Annotated in this window: 19 protein-coding genes; 12 read left to right on the forward strand and 7 right to left on the reverse strand. The window is 46.0% G+C overall.

The window, feature by feature from the left end:
• Positions 1-160: 160 nt before the first annotated feature.
• The 8 genes from lpxC to IQ263_RS19915 all read left to right on the forward strand — a co-directional run bounded on the left by lpxC (position 161) and on the right by IQ263_RS19915 (position 7283).
• Complete coding sequence (lpxC, locus tag IQ263_RS19880; RefSeq protein ID WP_194069580.1) at positions 161-1018, forward strand: UDP-3-O-acyl-N-acetylglucosamine deacetylase; 858 nt, start codon at positions 161-163, stop codon at positions 1016-1018.
• A 295-nt stretch (positions 1019-1313) separates the two neighbouring features.
• Positions 1314-1835 (forward strand): 3-hydroxyacyl-ACP dehydratase FabZ, encoded by a 522-nt coding sequence (fabZ, locus tag IQ263_RS19885; RefSeq protein WP_194008348.1) that lies wholly within the window; start codon positions 1314-1316, stop codon positions 1833-1835.
• Positions 1836-2081: 246 nt separating this feature from the next.
• Entirely contained in the window at positions 2082-2876 is a 795-nt protein-coding gene (gene lpxA / locus IQ263_RS19890) for an acyl-ACP--UDP-N-acetylglucosamine O-acyltransferase (RefSeq protein ID WP_194069583.1), read from the forward strand.
• A gap of 41 nt (positions 2877-2917) precedes the next feature.
• Positions 2918-3520: a Uma2 family endonuclease gene (locus IQ263_RS19895; RefSeq protein ID WP_194069585.1), complete on the forward strand. Its 603-nt coding sequence runs from the start codon at positions 2918-2920 to the stop codon at positions 3518-3520.
• Positions 3521-3541: 21 nt separating this feature from the next.
• Positions 3542-4714, forward strand: a complete 1173-nt coding sequence (gene lpxB, locus IQ263_RS19900; RefSeq protein WP_194069586.1) for a lipid-A-disaccharide synthase — start codon at positions 3542-3544, stop codon at positions 4712-4714.
• Between the two features lie 23 nt (positions 4715-4737).
• Positions 4738-6006: a DNA cytosine methyltransferase gene (locus IQ263_RS19905; protein WP_194069588.1), complete on the forward strand. Its 1269-nt coding sequence runs from the start codon at positions 4738-4740 to the stop codon at positions 6004-6006.
• Between the two features lie 327 nt (positions 6007-6333).
• Positions 6334-6678, forward strand: a complete 345-nt coding sequence (locus IQ263_RS19910; RefSeq protein ID WP_194008353.1) for a BON domain-containing protein — start codon at positions 6334-6336, stop codon at positions 6676-6678.
• Between the two features lie 236 nt (positions 6679-6914).
• Complete coding sequence (locus IQ263_RS19915) at positions 6915-7283, forward strand: DUF4278 domain-containing protein (protein WP_194069590.1); 369 nt, start codon at positions 6915-6917, stop codon at positions 7281-7283.
• A 263-nt stretch (positions 7284-7546) separates the two neighbouring features.
• Here IQ263_RS19915 and IQ263_RS19920 read toward each other — a convergent pair whose 3' ends face one another.
• A complete protein-coding gene (locus IQ263_RS19920) occupies positions 7547-8728 on the reverse strand; it encodes an RtcB family protein (RefSeq protein WP_194069592.1) in 1182 nt (393 codons plus the stop codon).
• A 120-nt stretch (positions 8729-8848) separates the two neighbouring features.
• Between IQ263_RS19920 and IQ263_RS19925 the strand changes: the two genes are divergently transcribed.
• A complete protein-coding gene (locus IQ263_RS19925) occupies positions 8849-9130 on the forward strand; it encodes a hypothetical protein (RefSeq protein ID WP_194069594.1) in 282 nt (93 codons plus the stop codon).
• Here the strand turns inward: IQ263_RS19925 and IQ263_RS19930 are convergent.
• The 3 genes from IQ263_RS19930 to IQ263_RS19940 all read right to left on the reverse strand — a co-directional run bounded on the left by IQ263_RS19930 (position 9127) and on the right by IQ263_RS19940 (position 14970).
• The gene (locus tag IQ263_RS19930; RefSeq protein WP_194069596.1) at positions 9127-10254 is read right to left on the reverse strand and encodes a hypothetical protein; all 1128 of its coding nucleotides are present in this window, start codon (positions 10252-10254) and stop codon (positions 9127-9129) included. The genes IQ263_RS19925 and IQ263_RS19930 overlap by 4 nt on opposite strands.
• A 364-nt stretch (positions 10255-10618) precedes the next feature.
• On the reverse strand, positions 10619-13846 hold the full coding sequence (locus IQ263_RS19935) for an efflux RND transporter permease subunit (RefSeq protein ID WP_194069598.1): 3228 nt from the start codon (positions 13844-13846) through the stop codon (positions 10619-10621).
• A 521-nt stretch (positions 13847-14367) separates the two neighbouring features.
• Complete coding sequence (locus IQ263_RS19940; RefSeq protein ID WP_194069600.1) at positions 14368-14970, reverse strand: thioredoxin family protein; 603 nt, start codon at positions 14968-14970, stop codon at positions 14368-14370.
• 179 nt (positions 14971-15149) lie between these two features.
• On the opposite strand from IQ263_RS19940, the gene IQ263_RS19945 reads away from it, so the two are divergent.
• From IQ263_RS19945 to IQ263_RS19955, 3 genes are all read left to right on the forward strand, one after another.
• Complete coding sequence (locus IQ263_RS19945) at positions 15150-15554, forward strand: NIL domain-containing protein (protein ID WP_193976335.1); 405 nt, start codon at positions 15150-15152, stop codon at positions 15552-15554.
• Between the two features lie 195 nt (positions 15555-15749).
• Entirely contained in the window at positions 15750-16193 is a 444-nt protein-coding gene (locus IQ263_RS19950; protein WP_194069602.1) for a hypothetical protein, read from the forward strand.
• A gap of 67 nt (positions 16194-16260) precedes the next feature.
• Positions 16261-16542 (forward strand): hypothetical protein, encoded by a 282-nt coding sequence (locus IQ263_RS19955; RefSeq protein WP_194069604.1) that lies wholly within the window; start codon positions 16261-16263, stop codon positions 16540-16542.
• 620 nt (positions 16543-17162) lie between these two features.
• Here the strand turns inward: IQ263_RS19955 and IQ263_RS19960 are convergent.
• The 3 genes from IQ263_RS19960 to IQ263_RS19970 all read right to left on the reverse strand — a co-directional run bounded on the left by IQ263_RS19960 (position 17163) and on the right by IQ263_RS19970 (position 19437).
• Positions 17163-17714, reverse strand: a complete 552-nt coding sequence (locus tag IQ263_RS19960; protein WP_194069605.1) for a shikimate kinase — start codon at positions 17712-17714, stop codon at positions 17163-17165.
• 27 nt (positions 17715-17741) lie between these two features.
• Entirely contained in the window at positions 17742-18614 is an 873-nt protein-coding gene (locus tag IQ263_RS19965; RefSeq protein ID WP_194069607.1) for a LapA family protein, read from the reverse strand.
• Between the two features lie 196 nt (positions 18615-18810).
• Positions 18811-19437 carry a flavin prenyltransferase UbiX gene (locus tag IQ263_RS19970; protein ID WP_194069610.1) on the reverse strand — a complete coding sequence of 209 codons (627 nt, stop codon included), beginning with the start codon at positions 19435-19437 and terminating at the stop codon, positions 18811-18813.
• Positions 19438-19482: the final 45 nt, after the last annotated feature.

Here is a 19482-nt window from a genome sequence, read left to right on the forward strand (position 1 = left end):
GGGTAATTACTAATTCTCCCCGTCTCCCAATCTCCCCCTCTCCCCGTTTCCCCCTCTACTTTATTCCTTATTCCTGATGACTAATGACTACTGACTAATGACTACTGACTACTAACTAATGACTACGGACTACTGACTACTGACTACTGACTACTAACTAATGACTCAAAGTACCTTAAAATCTGAATTTGAACTGTCAGGAATTGGTTTGCACAGCGGCGAGCAAACTCGCGTCCGAGTTTTGCCTGCTGCAGTTGGGGAAGGTCGCTATTTTGTCAGAATTGACTTGTCGGCCGATCGCAGAATTCCTGCAACAGTTGAGGCGGTTTGTCAGACTGCACTTTCTACTGAACTGGCAAATGCTGCGGGCGATCGAATTCGCACTGTAGAGCATTTATTAGGCGCTTTGGCGGGGATGGGAGCAGATAATGCTCGAATTGAGGTTGATGGCCCGGAACTGCCTCTGCTGGACGGTTCTGCTGAGGTTTGGGTAGAGGCGATCGCCCGTACCGGCTTGGTGTCTCAAGAATGCCAAGAAGACCCCACTGCATCGTTCGCCCTCGCCGAGCCGATTTGGGTGCGTCACGGGGATGCTTTTGTGGCGGCTTTACCGTCGGGCCAAACTCGGTTTAGCTACGGAATTGATTTTGAGGAAGAGGCGATCGGCAATCAATGGTACAGTTGGTCGCCAGAGGTAGAAAGTTTTGCCACGGCGATCGCCCCAGCCCGTACTTTTGGACTTGCTCGCCAAGTTGACCAATTGCGACAAGCAGGTTTAATCAAAGGTGGTACCCTAGATAACGCCCTCGTTTGCGATCGATCCGGCTGGCTCAACCCGCCCTTGAGATTTGCCAACGAACCGGTGCGCCATAAAATCTTAGACTTAGTAGGCGACCTCAGTCTGCTGGGAACTTGGCCAAAAGCTCACTACTTGGCTTACAAAGCCAGTCACAACCTGCACGTCCAACTTGCTCAAACGCTGAAATCTCAAACTTTGGCGGTGCTAGAGACAAGTTAGAAAAGGTTCGAGCATTCGTCACCGTTACAATTCACAAACCAAGGTGCGAACCCTTGCGTTTATCTAGCAACTGCCAAGGCAGTTAGGATATTCTTAATTGCGGAATTCATTGCAGTGAATTGCTTCTCTGGCGACATAACTAAATCATTCCTTCCATCTTCCATCTTACTGATGACGTTGGACGGAAAGCTCGGAGACGACAGCACTAATGACTAATGACTGATGACTAATGACTACTGACTACTGACTACTGACTACTGACTTCTCCCATACCACACTCACAAGTCTTCAAGTAATGTCCACGCTCACCGAAGTTAACACCCTCAACACTGCTAATTCTGAATCCGTTCCAGCCGAAAACGGTGAAGATTCTCCAGCGGTTAAATCTACTTTTACTCTGGAAGAAATTCAGAAAATATTGCCTCACCGCTATCCCCTTGCGCTGGTAGACAAGATTCTCGATTATGTGCCGGGATCGCGGGCTGTAGGAATTAAAAATGTCACTTTCAACGAACCGCATTTTCAAGGGCACTTTCCCGGAAGGCCGGTTATGCCTGGAGTCTTAATCGTTGAAGCGATGGCTCAAGTTGGCGGTATTGTTCTGGCTCAGTTACCCGACATCGAACAAGGATTGTGGATGTTTACCGGGATTGATAAGGTCAAATTCCGGCGTCAGGTTGTACCGGGCGATCGCTTGCTGATGACTGTAGAATTGCTGTGGGTAAAACGCCGCCGCTTCGCAAAAATTCAAGCTCTAGCTGAAGTGGACGGACAAAAAGTTTGTGAAGGAGAATTGATGTTTTCGATGGTAGATTAAATTTGGGAATTGGGCGGAGCGAAGCGGAGGGATTGGGCAAACAGGGCATTGGGCAAACAGGGCATTGGGCAAACAGGGCATTGGGCAAACAGGGCATTGCTGGCAAATGACTAATGACTAATGACTGATGACTACTGACTAATGACTGCTGACTAATGACTAATGACTAATGACTAATGACTAATGACAACAGCCAACAGTCAAAAGACAACGGACAACAGACAACGGACAACTAACAACTGAAAAATGCTTACTTTGATTCACCCAACTGCTGTGATTCATCCCCGCGCCGAACTGCACCCGACTGTAGAAGTGGGCGCTTATGCTGTAATTGGGGAAAGAGTGAAAATCGGGCCAGAGACTAAGATTGGCGCTCATGCAATTATCGATGGGCTAACAGAAATAGGTGCTAACAATCAAATTTTCCCCGGTGCGGCGATTGGCCTGGAACCTCAAGATTTGAAATATGAAGGTTCGCTGACTAGGGTAACAATTGGCGACAGCAATGTGATTCGGGAATACGTGACAATCAACCGCGCTACAGGAGCGGGAGAAAGCACCACAATTGGCGATCGTAATTTGTTGATGGCTTACGTTCATGTCGGTCACAATTGCGAACTCGGAGACCAGGTAATTATCGCCAACGCCGTAGCCTTGGCCGGACACGTCAAAATCGAGTCTCAAGCCAGACTGAGCGGGGTTTTGGGCGTTCACCAGTTTGTCCGCATCGGCCGCTTGTCGATGGTGGGCGGCTTGAGCAGGATCGATCGAGATGTACCTCCTTATATGCTAGTCGAGGGAAATCCTTCGAGAGTGCGAGCAATCAACAAAATAGGCCTCGAACGCGCCGGTTTAACCCCCGAAGATTTGCTAGTTTTGAAGAAAACCTTTCGGATTTTATACCATTCTGGCTACACCCTAAATCAAGCTTTGGAACAGTTGGATTTGTTGCCAGAAAATCCCCACTTGCAGCACCTGCGGAGATTTGTGCAGCAGTCTGTCAGCAAAGGGCGGCGCGGTTTAATTCCTGGTAAAAAGTGAATGGGCTAGAATAAATCTATCCACAGAGCAATGCTGGCCCTATGAATGTATATACTTCAGTCAAATCTACATTTCTTGAAACAGAACAAGATGGCTGCATCAGGTTATCAGATGTTAGCTGGGAGCAATTTGAAGCGATCGAATCAGCCTTTAAAGATATCGGCGGTGTAAAATTTTTCTATCTCGATCGCATCCTGCAACTTATGACTGTCTCGGCGGAACACGAAATCATCAAAAAAACGCTCTGTATGCTGCTAGAAGCATACATGAGAGCAAGCGGGATTCGATTTTACGGCAAGGGCGGGCCGACTCTGGGTAACAGAGAGTTGGGAGGTAGAAAAGAGCCGGATGATTCCTATGATATAGGAACTCCAAAAACAGTCCCAGATATTGCTATTGAAGTGGTAATTACCAGCGGCGGAATAGATACTTTAGAATTTTACAAACGATTGGGAGTTCGGGAAGTTTGGTTTTGGCAAAACAATCAGTTATCTCTCTACTGTTTGAGAGGTAAAAATTACGAGCAAATTACCCGCAGTACATTTCTGCCAGACCTCGATTTAGAATTACTCCTGCGCTGTGCTAATATGCCAGATCAATATGATGCTGTGACTGAGTTGTTACAACAAATTTTACCCGTTTAAAATCAGAGTTTAATTGAAAATATGAAAATTTTTATCAGCACTGGTGAGGTTTCTGGCGATTTGCAAGGAGCTTTGTTAGTTGCTGCCTTAAAACGTCATGCTGTCGCCGCTGGTTTGGATATAGAAATAACAGCTTTGGGCGGGCGGCGCATGGCGGAAGCTGGCGCTACTATTTTAGGCGATACTGTCAGTATTGGTTCTATGGGTCTTATAGAATCTGTGCCGTATATTTGGCCGACAATCCAAGTTCAGCAAAAAGCTAAACAATATCTAAAAAAATTTCCCCCGGATGTGGTTGTATTGATTGATTATTTGACTCCAAATCTCGGTATTGGTAGCTACATTCGCCGCTGTTTGCCAAATTTGCCCGTGGTTTGGTATATCGCACCTCAAGAATGGGTTTGGTCGATTTCTCCTCGCAATACAAATCTGATTGTCAGTATTGCCGATCGCATTTTGGCAATTTTCCCCGAGGAAGCTAGTTATTATCGGGAAAAAGGAGCCGAAGTGAGTTGGGTAGGTCATCCTTTAGTGGATAGAATGCAATCTGCGCCCTGCCGGGAAGTTGCCCGCAAAATGTTGGGAATTGCGCCGGAACAGGTGTCAGTGGCTCTAATTCCGGCTTCTAGACAGCAAGAACTAAAGTACCTGATGCCGGTTATATTTGAGGCTGCTCAAATTATTCAAGCCCAATTTCCCGAGGTTCATTTTTGGATTCCGCTTGCTAACCCAGCTTTCGGCAGTAAAATAGCAGAGGCGATCGAGAATTACGGTTTGCGGGCTACTTTGTTGGAAAATCAAACTCTGGAACTTTTGGCTGCTGCCGATATGGCTATTACTAAATCTGGTACTGTTAATTTGGAGCTGGCTTTGCTCGATGTTCCGCAAGTTGTCGTCTACCGCGTCAGTCGGATTACGGCTATGATTGCTCGCCACGTACTGAAATTTTCGATTCCTTTTATGTCTCCGCCGAATTTGGTGGAAATGAAGCCGATCGTCCCGGAGTTGCTGCAAGACGATGCTACTGTGGAAAATATTGTCAAACACGCACTGGAATTGCTGCAAAATGCCGATCGACGCCAGCAAATGAAAGCGGGCTATCGCCAAATGCGAGAAAGTCTCGGAGATTTAGGGGTTTGCGATCGCGCGGCTGCCGAAATCGTCAACAATGTTAAATTAAATACAGCAAATTAAAGCAATTTTATAATTGAAATGTTATGTCAAGCAATCGGAAAAAGCGACCGATCGCTGTTGATTTATTTGCAGGCGCGGGCGGCATGACTCTCGGCTTTGAACAAGCAGGTTTTGATGTACTTGCTTCCGTTGAAATTGACCCAATTCACTGCGCTACACACGAGTTTAATTTCCCGATGTGTTCTATTTTGTGCAAAGATGTCGCACAGCTAACAGGAGCGGAAATTAGGAACAAATCTGCGATCGGCAGGCGGGAGATAGACGTAGTAATCAGCGGTTCGCCCTGCCAAGGATTCTCGCTGATGGGAAAGCGCGATGTGGATGACCCACGAAATTCTCTGATTTTTCACTTTCTACGCTTAGTTTTGGAATTGAAACCCAAGTTTTTTGTCATGGAAAATGTGCCGGGAATTGTGGCCGGCAAACACAAGGAACTTTTGAATCTTTTAATTAGCTCTTTTGGGGAATCGGGATATCAAGTAGAAGAAAATTATCAAGTTCTGAATGCCGCTCACTACGGAGTGCCGCAAGCTCGCAAACGATTGTTTTTGATTGGGTGCAAAAAAGACTTTGAGCTGCCAAAATATCCTCAGCCAACGACTATGCTACCGAAAAAGAAACTTCCTAAACGCTATAAAAAAATTAATTTACCTGCTGTTCCGACTGTTTGGGATGCGATTGGAGATTTGCCGGAAGTGGAAAAGTACAGCGAGTTGCTGCACCGAGATTGGGTAGTAGCAGAGTACGGAAATTGCAGCAGCGATTACGCGAGTTTTTTGCGCGGATTCGATGATTTTGAAAATGATTATGGTTACGATCGCCAGTACGATCGACAAATCCTCTCTTCGAGTCGGCGCACAAAACATTCTCTCGAATGTATGGAAAGATTTGCAGCCTCCGCCTACGGCGAAAAAGAGCCGATCAGCCGCTTTTACAAGCTGCACCCCGACGGAGTTTGCAACACTCTCAGGGCTGGAACCGACAGGGAGAGGGGCGCTTATACTTCGCCAAGGCCGATTCACCCGATCGTCCCTCGGTGCATTACAGTCAGAGAAGCTGCGCGGCTGCATTCCTATCCTGACTGGTTTAGATTTCACGTCACCAAATGGCACGGTTTCCGCCAAGTCGGAAATTCTGTACCGCCGCTATTAGCGAAAGCTGTAGCTGCACAGATTATTGGCGCTTTGGGTGTGAAAGCAATTAAGCCTAGTGTCAAGTTTTTAGTTGGAAATGATTCCTTGCTTAAACTAAATTGGTTGGAAGCGGAACAATATTATATATCGAGTTTGTAGCGAGGACGAACAGCCTTGGCCCCGAACAATAGGATCTCAAGTTCGGCTAAATATAGCAATCCTCGCATCAGTTGTGTGATTTTTGTAGGGACAATCCCCCCGTGAAGAGCTGCGATCCGTGGGGCTAGGCACTCTTAGCACTACCCCTACATATTTTACGAACCATTTGAGCCAGGGCTATCAAAACCCGGATCTTCGAGCACTTACCAGATTTTGAAAGTCTGCCGGGAAAAATTTTTGATAAATTTCGCTGAGTTTTGCAACAATTACGAGTCTTTGGCAATTCTAGAGCTATCTTTGTAAAAAGTGTATTTTCAGGAGACTACTATGGGTTGGTTTAAAAGACTGTTCGGACTCGAAAAGCCTGCACCCCAGGCTGAACCGATGGCACAAGTAGTACAGCAAGCAGCCCAATCGCAATCCATCGCCCCTGCTAAAGTCGGCCCAGACGGAAATTTTGACGAAAGTGGCTTAGCGAAGCGGGTAGCTTTGGCTTTTGACGGCGATTCAGAAGTTGCTGATATCGAGACGGTGTGGGTTGCTCAGCTCAGCAGCACGGTTGTTCTCAAAGGTCAAGTTCCCAGTCAGGAAATTCTCGACAAGTTAGTGGCGATCGCCTCTGCTGAAGAGGGCGCGACAGCAGTCCAAACGGATCAAGTGACAGTCGGGTAGTTCTTTGGAACCGCAGCAGTTTTGCTCTTGATGTCCGTCGAAGGACTCAAAAGCTCAATTAAACCCGCTGTTGCGGGTTTTTTCCTGCTCTTTGGGTTTCACAATATTAATTTATGTAAATTAACGCATTTTTCTTAAAGAACCGTATAATTGAATACAGAAAGTAAAAACTTTTTACTACAAAAATCACACCAGACCTGACTGCTCTTTTTATCTGAATATAAGGATCGAAAAATATGCAACTCACTTATCGCGGCGCAAACTACGAATACGACATTCCCACAGTCGATATGATTGAAGGCCAAGCCGCAGGCAAATATAGGGGTCAAGACTGGAACTATCGGTATCCCAGACACATTCCCGTCCCCCAAAAATACGGGGGCGCAAACTCTAACACAAAGCAAGAGGTTCAAGCCCTGCGGGATGTCGCAGCAGCTAGCGCCATAGCGGCGGTTCAATCTTCCCCAACAGTTGCGGAAGTGGCGCAAGTCCAGCGGAGGCATATTTGCAGTATTCTCGATCGCAGACAGCAAGTGGCCAAAGCCAAAGGCGATGAAAGATTGATGCGCTTGCTAGAAATTGAGTGGAAGCAAATGGCTTGTTAGCAAATAGCCTCACAAAACAAAGCATTTGTCAACAGGAGGAAATCGAAAGCGATTTGATTTCCCCCATCTTCCCATACAGAACTTTTCACCTAAGTCAAGTACAAATAATATCGTTTCCGGTTGCATCGGAATAATACAATCGAGTCAACAGTCAACAGTCAGTAGGGGCGGTGGATGGTGCGTGCGGGCCCTCTTAACAGTCAACAGTCAACACTCAACAATCACCTGACGGCACAACCGGAATTGATATAAACCAATTTCTGTCAGCCCTTAACGCAAACCACTTGCTTGAGAGTTGCCACAACCTCCACCAAATCCGACTGCTGACTCATCACTTCCTCAATGGACTTATAAGCCCCCGGAATTTCATCTAAAAATTGCTCATCTTTGCGACACTCAACCCCATCAGTCTGCCGCACAAAATCATCAAGAGTAAATACATTTTTCGCCTTAGTGCGAGACATCAACCGCCCAGCGCCATGACTGCAACTGCAGTAACTTTCAACATTTCCCTTCCCTTTAACAATAAAAGACTTCGCCCCCATCGAACCCGGAATAATCCCGTAATCCTCAACATCCGCCCGCACAGCACCCTTGCGAGTAACATACACATCTTCGCCAAAATGCACCTCTTTTTCCGCATAATTGTGGTGGCAATTCACCTCTAATAACGGCTTAACAGATTTGCCACCCGCCACGTGCTTTTCCACAATTCGCTTAAATCGATTCATCATTATATCGCGATTAAAACGAGCATAATCTTGCGCCCACTGCAAATCGTGCCAGTAAGCCGCAAACTCCGGCGTACCTGTTACAAAATAAGCCAAATCTTTGTCAGCCAGATTAATTTCTGCCAGTTTAGCTAAATCTTTCGCCGTCTCGATATGCTGCTGTGCGAGCAAATTCCCAATGCCGCGAGAACCAGAGTGCAGCATCAGCCAAACAAAGTTTTCCGTATCAACGCAAACCTCAATAAAATGATTGCCGCCGCCCAGGGAACCCAATTGTTTTAAGGCTTTATTATCTTGGTGCTGCACGCCTTGATGAAGTTCCTTGAAATCGCTCCATTTTTGCCAGTTGGTGACAGATTTTTCGACTTCTTTGTTTTCAGCAAATCCGACGGGAATTGCTGCTTCGATATCGAGGCGAATTTGTTTGAGTTTGCCTTCTAATTTGTGAGCCTTGAATGGCATTTTAATTGCAGCCATCCCGCAGCCAATATCAACCCCCACCGCAGCCGGAATAATCGCTTCTTTTGTGGCAATTACGGAACCGACTAAAGCACCTTTTCCTAAATGTACGTCGGGCATTAGTGCGACGTGTTTGAATACAAAGGGCAAAGATGCGACATTGGCGGCCATCTTGGTTTCTTTTTCGCCCAAGGCGTGATTTGCCCAAGATAATACTGGTTTTGGGGTTGATATTTCTAATTTTTCGTAGGGCATTTTGGTTTAAGTTTCTTCTGCTAATTTGTGTGTAGTACATATTGTAACATATAAAGTTATGATGTCAAATACACCTGACAGACTAATTCTCGTAGGGTGCGTCATATCAATTCCGGTTTCATGAGCGAGATGATAGGCAACGGAGGACACGGCAATGCCGTTTCCCTACTCCAAAATAATCATCAGCACGACCTCAGAGATTTAACTATCGCCCGATTAATTGTAGGGAAACGGCACTGCCGTGTCCTGATTGTGGGTAATGTTAATTCCGATGCCACCGGATTTGATATCAGTCGCGTTAGGGGCGGGCAGGATGCCCAACCCCTACTCCCCACAATAAAACTGATTCTTTCTTTGTGGAACAGGCCGGAAAGCCTGTTATTGAAAATTGAAAATCCTTAAGAAATGCCTAAAGATTGAATGAATAATTTACTGTAGGGTGCCGATTCTTGTACCTTCGCCAGGGAACCAAACAACTCTTTTCCCCCGAATATAACTAATGTCTTCTGTTTAGAGTCAGGTTTTGGACTCGGCAGTTGTGAGTGAACGGAAAGAATACTATCTGAATCAAATCGATAAAAGCGGTCCAAGTCGCTGCAAAGTCCTTCTTCAACATCCTTGAGATTAGGATAAAGTTCTTGAGAAGGACGCGGTTCATGACCGCTTAAAATCAGTTCATCTAACATTTCCATTTTTTCAATATCGATTAGATACATTCTCCCATTACCAGTGTTAATTAGAAGGCGATCGTCTGATAGGTAGGTAGAGTAGCTAAACCTGTCATCCGAATCAGGACAAGGGCATTCGCATATTCCAAGTAGATTGCACTCAGGAAAACTGAATCTGCTGATTTGTCGATCTGAATTATTTATCACCACAAATTCGCCACCAGCAGGATGAAATTCTGGAGGCGCTGTGTCATAGAGACAGGGAACCTCCACGGCATGAATTCTCGTACCATCATCATAAAGCCAGTAGATTTGCTGTCCGTGCTGACCGGCCGCAGCATAAAGAGCTAAAATTTGATTTTCTGGGTGCGGGTGAAACGAGAAAGAACTGCCGGCGCCAAGAGGGTCTTTGAGCAAAAGTTGTCGCTGGATTTGCCACGAACTGGTATCGCGAATTTGAATCTCGACTTGCTTCATTTCAATTAATTTCATGCACCAAAAACGCACGCCGTCTGCATCAAACCAGCAGTCCTGAAATCCATTCTTGTTATGCAAATGTGAAACCTCAACAGGAGGGTTAGGTAGCTGTTCTTCAAAAACTAGCTGGTTTTCTGCTGTCACAATTGCTAAGTGATTGCCATTTGCCATAATTGCTGCCAGCAAATCGCCTTTGGGACTAATGGCTAAACAGCTAATTTCGTCGGGAAGCTGGTATTCGTATTTTGGCGACAGGTTGCGATCGACTAAAGTAACTTTTTGACCGCAACTTATCGCAATAGTCCACTCGGAATTAGTGGTGTGATTTATAGCCCAAATCCCGCCGTCAATTTTTCTTTCATGTTTTGGTAAAATCAGCATAAAGATATTTAGATATGCTGCGTAGATAGACTCTATTTTAACTGAAACCTTGCAGCATTTATCGTAGGGTGCGTCAGTCTGGAATTTCTTTGGGGAGTCAGAGACTGTTTACTGACGCACCTTACCGACTAATTATCGGCGCGTCAACTTCACATCAAATGCAGTACCAGTATTGTTGGTAAATCCGACAGTCCGACAGGGAATGAATTCCCTGTCTCATAGCGAAAGTCCTCTAAAAGAGGACTGAAATAGATCGTATTTTTCCTCAAAATCTACAGTCGGTTTTTAACCGACTTTCGCTATGAGGCGGGGGTTTAAACTCCTGCCGGATTGCGGGAAAGTGCGTATTTGCTGACGCTACATTTTACAAATTCGCATTCTTTCTCCCCGCCTTCTGCACAGGAATAGCGACCGTCTGCGGTTTCTTATTCCCTGCAAACATCCCGAAGAAATCGTGCAGCAAAATGTAAAAACACGGAATAATAAACAGCGTCAGCAGCGTCGCCAAGGACAAACCGGAAAACACCACCACACCCAGCGGTTGCAAGAATTCCGAACCGTCTCCAATGCCCAAAGCTAGGGGAAATAAACCCAAAACTGTCGTAATAGTTGTCATCAAAATCGGACGCAAGCGCTGAGGTGCTGCCCTGAGAATTGCTGTGGCGCGATCGACCTTTTCATCTTCCAGAATTTGGTTCGCCAGCTCCACCATAATAATCGCATTATTTACCACAATTCCCACCAGCAAAATCGCTCCCACAATCACCGTTGCGCCGATCGCAGTTTTAGTCGCATACAGCCCGAAAATCCCCCCAGCCAAAGCCAGCGGCACCGTCAACATAATCACCAGCGGATCGACAAGCGAATTGTACTGCACCGCCATCACCACAAATACTAAAAACGCCGCCAAAGAGCCCAAAACAATCAGCGAACTTTGCAATTCCCGGTTAGTTTCTGCCGCCGAACTAGGTATCACTCGCACTCCCGGCGGCAATTTGATTTCGGACAAAACTGCATCTACTTGTTTCAAAGCATCGCCCAAACTCGCGCCCTTATTAATATTCCCAGCAATCAGGAAAACTTGGCGCTGGTTAAGCCTTTGAATTTCCCCAGGCGCTTTTCCCAGTTCAATATTCGCCACATCGCTCAAGCGGATAATGCTGTTATCCCTAGCAGTTAAAGGGATAAATTTTAGTGCAGAAATCGATTGGACAGAAGCGCGATCGAACTGTACCCGCACATCAACCAAACGGTTTCCCCGCTGCAATTGCGTGGGAACAGAACCTTGAATTGCTGTCTGAATCGCCTCTCCAATTTGCCTCGCATTCAACCCGTAGATTTCTGCTTGTTCCCAGTTGGGGCGAATCTGCACTTCCGGCTGCTGCGGGTCTGCATCCGGGCGAAAAGTAGCTAAATTTACCTTCTCATCCAAAGTTGCCAATATCTCGCGGCCGGCTTGCTGCAATATTTGTTCGTTTTCGCCCTGAAGCAGAACATCAACTTCAGCGCCGCGCACTGGCGAATTAGTTAAAACCAAACCCCGCACATTTTCTGGATTCAGACGCAAACGAGTATTTTTGGGCAAATCAATTTTTTTATTCAATTCTTGCGTAACTCGCTGCACAAAATCCAATGTATTGGTGCCAGGTTTCAGCGAAATATTGCAGCCGCCGCGCAGCACATTCTCACTCGTACTGTTGCCGAACAACAGCCCGCCCACGGTCGTCAAAGTGTATTGAGTTTCTGGTTGGCTGAGGATAATTTTATCCGCTTCGGCCATGATTCTTTGGTTGGTTGCTAAATTTGTGCCTGCAGGAAACAAGGCAAACAATCTCGCTTGACCGGTATTAATTCTGGGCAATATTTCCTGGGGGATTTGACCGGCCATCAGCCAACTGCCGCCGCCCAATCCAATAATCGCTACTGCAATTATAATCAACCGCCACCGCACTATGCCCGATAAAAATTTACCGTAGCCGGCGGTAGCATTGGTAAAAGCTCGATCGAATGCGCGCAGCGGCCAAAAGTTGCTCAAACCGCTGGATACCCGCAGCGCTAGCAGCCGAGAAGCCATCATCGGTACAACTGTCAATCCGACAATCAGAGAGGCGGCGACGGAAAAGGTGATGGTGAGAATTAATTCGTTGAAAAGTAAGGAAACTAAGCCACCTATTAGCAAAAATGGCAGTACGGCAACTAAGTTAGTAATGGTGGAAGCAAATAAAGCTGATTCTAATTCTTGGCTGCTTTTTTCTGCTTGCTGCATCAACTGCTTGTTACTTAAGCGCTGCTTGCCATTGGCACTGTTTTTATTGCTTGTTCCTTCGACAATATTCTCCAGCATGACGATCGAGTTATCGACCACAATTCCCACACCCAGCGCCAAACCGCCCAAACTGAAAACGTTCAGAGATAGGCCAAAAACTCCCATCAGAATAATCGCCATTAAAGTTGCGAGGGGAATTGCTAGGACAATAATCAAAGTTTGGCGAAGGGAAGCGAGGAACAGCAATACAGATGCCCCGGCTAAAACAGCCCCGGTTAAACCCGAAAATAGGACGTTGCTAATAGAATCGCGGATGAACTTAGACTCGTCGAAGGTATTGACGATAGTCGTGCCTTCGGGAATTGCCCCGGATTCTTTTAATTCTTCTAGCCGCTTTTTGATGCCGTCTACAACTGAGATTGTATTCGCGTCGGGCTGCTTTTGAATGCTAATTTTTACGGCTGATTTCTGATTGAGAAATACTTTAACTCGTTCTTCTTCTGTACCGTCAATTACCTGAGCAAAATCGCGCAAAAACACTCGTTTTGGCGGATTGGAACCCGATGCTTGAAAAGAAATTTCCTGAATTTCTTTCGCATTCTGAAAGCGCCCGACGGTGCGGGTTAAAGGTTCTGCTGCTTCTTGCCGCAGCCGTCCGCCGGAAGTGTCTAGGTTGCGGGCTTCGAGGGCTGATAAAACGTCGGAAATACTGACCCCTAAAGATTGCAAGCGATTTAAGTCAATATTTACTTGAATTTCTTCTTGCACGCCGCCGGCAACGTCAATTGCTGCTATTCCAGGAATTACGTTTAATTCCCTGGATAATTCTTCGTCGGCAAATACGCGCAAATCAACTCCTTGCAAGGACTCGGAAGTGAGGGCAAATTCGTAAATCGGCTGCTGGGAAGGGTCAACTTTGAAGAGAGTGGGCGATTCAACTGTATCGGGAAGTCGGTTGCGGATGCGGTTGACAGCGGCGGTGGCGTCGTTGAGGGCCTGGTCGATGTTGCCCCCGGGTTTGAAGAATAAATCGACGCTGACTTGTCCTTCGCGGGTGCGCGAGAAAACTTGCATGACGCCTTCAGTGGCGGAAAGTCCTTGTTCGAGGGGGCGAGTAACTTCGTCTATTGCTACTTCTGGGGAGACTCCGGGGGCGTTTAAGCGCACGCCGATGCGGGGATAGGTGATGGATGGTAGCAAGTCAACGGGCAGTTGGGTGATGTAGAAAAAGCCCACGATTATAATAGCAAGTGTCAGCATGAGGGTGCCGATGTGGCGGCGAATTGAGAGGCTGCTGATGCTGAATCCGGGTTTATCGGCGCTCATTTGATTTTAGATTTTAGATTTTAGATTTGAATTTACTGCGTCATATCAATTCCGGTTGCACCGTCAGGTGACTGTTGACTGTTAACTGTTGACTGTTGAGAGTTGACTCGATTTTATTATTCCGATGCAACCGGAAACGATATCAGTCAGCCTGCGAAGGAATGAGTTGGGGGGATTGCAACCAAATTATTTGTATCAAGCTTTATTTTTGATCGGGAACGATCGAGTATTTAGACTTCGCATTTTGCCATTATAATAAATTATAATAAATTTTCAATAAAATTTATTAAATATTTCTTGAGAGGTAGTCGATCGCCCGCAATCAAGATTTGCTAAAGTTGCGATCGACTGACAACTGACAACTGTCAACTGATATCAAGTACGATCGATTGACCATAATATCCTGGCAAGGGCGGGTTTATGAGATGATTGGTTTTAGGCCAGAAGTGTTGGTAAAACTAGCCGCTTGTATTTACAGTCTTATTTCTACTAACCAATGACCAATGACCAATGACCAATGACTACTGCACTTGACTGCCGTGGGTGCGGGGGTCGGAGCTACTTGTTTTCACTGGCCCTGTGGGGGGAGTAAAATCAGAAACTTGACCTGTTGCTTGAGCGTGAGGCAGGGGTTTTCCGGCAATCAAAGCTTCTAAATTAGCTTCCATAATACTGCGCGGCATTTCGCCGATCGTTTCAGCAACTCTGCTGCCTTTATCGTTCAAATAGACAAAGTGCGGTATGCCGTCTACTCGATATTTGGTGATTTCTGGCAGCCATTTAGTGTTGTCTACATTCAGCATGACAAAATTCATCGGTTCGGCATATTTGTCTTTGATTGTGCTCAAATCGCTAGCCATTGCCTGACAGCTACCGCACCAATCAGCATAAAATTCCATGAATGTTGGCTTGCCGTTTGTTAAGGCTGTTTCCAGCGGTACGGATGTTTTTGCCATTTCGGTGAGACTACTTGATGGCGCTTGAGTTCGCAATCCCAACAATACAGATACTGACAGGGCGATCGCTGCTAACACTATCAATAAGTTTCTGACGCGCGCGGCGGTGGTCATGTCGGATTTTTTTGGTTCGTTGGCAGCAGTTGAGTTTGGAGAATTGAGATTCATAAAATAAAGGGCGATGTTATTTTTATGTTTTTTTTAATAACCGCTTCAAATTTTACCACATTTTGAGATGCTCTGCTAAATTTGAGATAAAATTTGCCTGATACCAATAATTAAATTACGTGTACGTGCGATCGAACATAATATAAGAAAGATTGTGTTTGTAGATTACCGAGGTAAAAGTGAAAAAACGGGTAACGCTGACGTTTCCCCAACGATCGATCCAAATGCCCGTCACCTACCGACTGGCAAAGGATTTTAATGTTGCAGCCAACATTATCCGCGCTCAGGTGGCTCCGAATCAAGTGGGCAAACTGGTGCTAGAGTTATCAGGGGACATCGACCAACTAGAAGCGGCGATCGACTGGATGCGATCGCAAAATATCGGCGTTTCCCTCGCCAGCAGGGAAATCCTTATAGATGAAGATATCTGCGTTCACTGCGGCCTGTGCACGGGGGTATGCCCCACGCAAGCCTTGACCCTAGACCCAGAAAGCTTTAAACTAACCTTTGCTCGATCGCGCTGTATTGTTTGCGAGCAGTGCATCCCTACTTGTCCGGTGCAAGCTATTTCTACTAACCTCTAGGCCGGCGGCGAACTTCTCGGTGCAAGTCGATGGCACAATTGAAGAATGGAAGAATGAGAGATTTTCTGGCAGCTTGCGATGTGGAAACTTGAACTTTAGTCTAAAATTTGGGAATCGACCGTTAGTCCTGTCGGGGACTTCCGTTTTTGGGCGGGGTCGTCTTTTTTGCATGGTTTCCCTAATCTTTTCATCAACATGAAAAAAAACTATTCGCTTTCCCTAACCCTACTTTTTGTTACCTATTTCATTTTTGGCTGGAAATTATCTGAGTTTGATGTTCCCCCGCACCTGACTTGGTTTTTCGCCGTAGCCGCTGTTTTAGTGTTAGCTATAGCTTTGTCGTTCCCGCTCAAGAGAATAAAAAAAAATATTATGCGGTGGATTTCGAGTGATGCCGGAGCTTTTATTTCGATTATTGTAGGAGCTCTTTTGGCAGTTATAGTTTTTACTTGGATGCACCTTTTTGTAACTGGTTTAGTCTTAACTTCAGCCGGAGCTTTGGCAAGATTAGACATTCAATTATTTGGCCACCACAGATGGCGGACTTTTGTGATATTAACTGCTGTTTCTATGAGTGGTTTGGGGTTGGGCGGAGGGATAGAATTTTTGGCAAAAACAGGCCAGCTCGTATTACCTTAATCGGGAAGGGGAAATTCACCCAACCAAATTCTACAATTAATTGGCAGCGGATATTTAGCTGAAAACTATGCGATCGCCCTTGAAGAAATATAGCTCTGGTTTTTTCAAAACCTTACCTCTGACCGATCGCCCCATCGGCGCAATTATAGCAGTTTTCCATCTTCGCGATGTTGTGTCCGGTCGGATCGCGCGTGTGGCGGAATGCGAGTCCGCACGCGCGATCCGTTTTTGTTACGATCGTGCGATCGCCCTAGGATATCACGTACAGATGCTCTATGACCGATTTTTGCTCAATAAAAAAGCAGCTTTCGGGAGCTGCTCGTCAGAATGCATGAGGTATTATTTTTAGAATAGGACAAGTTGAAGTCGATCGATCTCAGGTTACATTTTTTGATACAGGAGAATTGATGAGTGAATGGACGATCGTGAAATCGTCACATAGGAGGATAGCATTGATGCTAAATTTTCCGATAATCAGGTTAGCGTTTAACTGTCCTTGCGCCCTACAGCCCGACCGCGGTGGGGCCATTTTATTTTTTGGCACAACTCACACCATTTTCGCATTCAAAATTGATAATGCGTGATGATATAAAACTTAAGCCCCACATCCGCTCAAATCCGCTTCATATCAATTCCGGTTGCACTCATACATGATGTTAACTGTTAACTGTTAACTGTTAACTGTTAACTGTCAACTTACTATTCCGATGAAGAGAGGATTTGATATAGCGGATATCAAAAAAGTGAGGTATACCCTATGCCCTATGCCCACGGAGGCCTATGCCCTATGCCCACGGAGGCCTATGCCCTATACCGGATAGTACCTCCTATGAGAGCAAAGAAAGGCTATATCATTCCCAAACATTCTGCAGTTAAACGGACACAATCAGACAAAAATCAGTATTTTTACGGTATTCAAAAGTCCTCAGAAACCTGATTGTTTTACCATAAACCAGGTTTCTGAATGTATCAATTGATATCGGGTTTTGTTTCGGGTTTGATAATTTTTTTGATTTCCTCGATCGCGCGACGGGCCACTTCTTCAGGCTTTTCGCCTCCACTGGTGGAAACTCGGACATCTGCTCCAGCGTAGAAACGCTCTCGTTCGTTTAAAATGTTTTGCAGCTTAGATTTGAGATCGCCCTCCCGCAGTAGGGGGCGAGTGCTGTCCGAGCTCAGTCGATCGCACAATCTATCTACAGGTACATCCAGCCACACCACTATACCGTAGTGCAAATGACCCCAATTTGTCGGTCGCGTCACAATGCCGCCGCCCGTAGCCACGATCGAATTTTTATAAGCAGACAATTCGGCGAGCACCTTAGCTTCTAATTCCCGAAAAGCCTCTTCCCCTTCGCGATCGAAAATCTCAGCAATTGACTGATTCGCAACTCGAACAATGAGCTCATCAGTATCAAAAAAACGGTATTTTAATTCCCTTGCTAAAATCCGCCCCACCGTCGTTTTTCCCGAACCCATCATCCCGACGAGATAGACATTAACTCCCCTCAACAAATCCACCGCCAAATCCTCCCTATTTTTATTTGACTATTTTTTCAAATTAATCGGCCCGCCGCTGGGTGGCGAGTCCTCATCAAATACATCATCCTTATCCAATCCCCAATCATCCTCTGATTCTGCACTAGGATTTTGAGGTAATTTCGCGTCACCCGATTGAAGTATGGTGTCTTGCGGTGGAACCACCACCCGATACTCCGCATCGTAGATAGACTCAGTTTTCCCCACCCCAGATTGATTCGGATCTCGATAGCCGTAAGAGTATACCGACCCAGCCCAAGACTTACTTTTCGGTTCTTGTTTCGTTTCGTAATCCCTCGGATTTGCCCCTGCAACGTCATTTACCTGCGGTCGATCGGCAAAATCGCGATCGTCCCCCCAATCATCATCGCTGCCGTCAGAACCGGATTTTGAGCCATCAGAAACCCAATCATCCTCATCGTCTGTGGCTCGATCGATTCCAAGTCGATCGTCATCCTTCGCAGGCCGAGGGTTAGGAATTTCTTGCTGGAAAGTCTGGGCGCTGTAACCCGCCGGTGTCCCGTACTGAGTTCGATAGGAAGTTTGGCTATTTTCCGTATCAAAATCCGGGTCAATCTCCTGTTTTCTGGGAGGGGGAGGCGCGGCGTAAGCTGTTCTCCTGTCTGCTGAGACAGCATCACGGCTGGGAATGTCGCGGCCGGTGCGGTTTTCCCTTTGAGATAGGTAATTGGAAAAAGCCAGCATACCAGAAATAAATAAAGACGTGACAGCACCCGCCGCCATGCCGAGCAAAATCCAGATAGATAAGGGTAATGCGGGCGATCGAATTCCGAGAAATACCAGCGATAAAACCGGCTCCACATTTTGCAAGGCAAAAATAGTTAGCCCTACCACAATTACTAGCAATAATATAGGACGCATATCAATAATATTGGTTATTGGTTATTGGTTATTGGTTATTGGTTATTGGTTATTGGTTATTGGTTATTGGTTATTGGTTATTGGTTATTGGTTATTGGTTATTGGTTAGTGGTTAGTGGTTAGTGGTTATTGGTTATTGGGAATTGACTAATGACTAATGACTAATGACTAATGACCAATGACTAATGACTAATGACTAATGACTCCCTTCTTCTTCCTTCCAGCGTTTGAGAGGAACGCAATCAATTCCTAACTGGTCTAAAGCGCGAGCCACTACAAAGTCTACCAAATCTTCAATAGTTTGAGGATTGTGATACCAAGCGGGAATCGCTGGCACAATTCTAGCCCCTGCTTCGGCTAAGGTAGTCAAATTTCGCAGGTGAATCAAGCTAAAAGGAGTTTCTCTAGGTACAAGTACCAATTTTCTCCCTTCCTTAAGCTGAACGTCGGCCGCTCTTTCGAGCAAATCCGAGCTCAATCCGGCGGCTAACTTGCCTAGTGTACTCATGCTACAGGGAATAATCATCATTCCTTGGGTGCGAAAGGAGCCGCTAGCAATATTAGCACCAACATCTTGCCACGGATGGCAGCGAAGTTTGCCAGAATTGGGTACTCCTGCTTTTTCCCGCCAGAATTCTTCTTGAAGCGTCGGTTCTGCGGGCATTCGGATGTTCTGTTCGCTTTGCCAAACCATGTAGGTAGATTTTGATGCTACCAGTTCCACGGCGCGATCGGCTTCCAAGAGATATTTTAATGTTCGCACCGCGTAAATCAGTCCCGATGCTCCAGTCACTCCTACAATTAGCGGGTAGTTATTTGTCATTATTTTTCAGGCATAAGTTTGAGGGAAGAAGCAAGCAGGAATAGA

The organism is Tychonema sp. LEGE 06208 (genome assembly GCF_015207505.1).
Lineage (GTDB): Bacteria > Cyanobacteriota > Cyanobacteriia > Cyanobacteriales > Microcoleaceae > Microcoleus.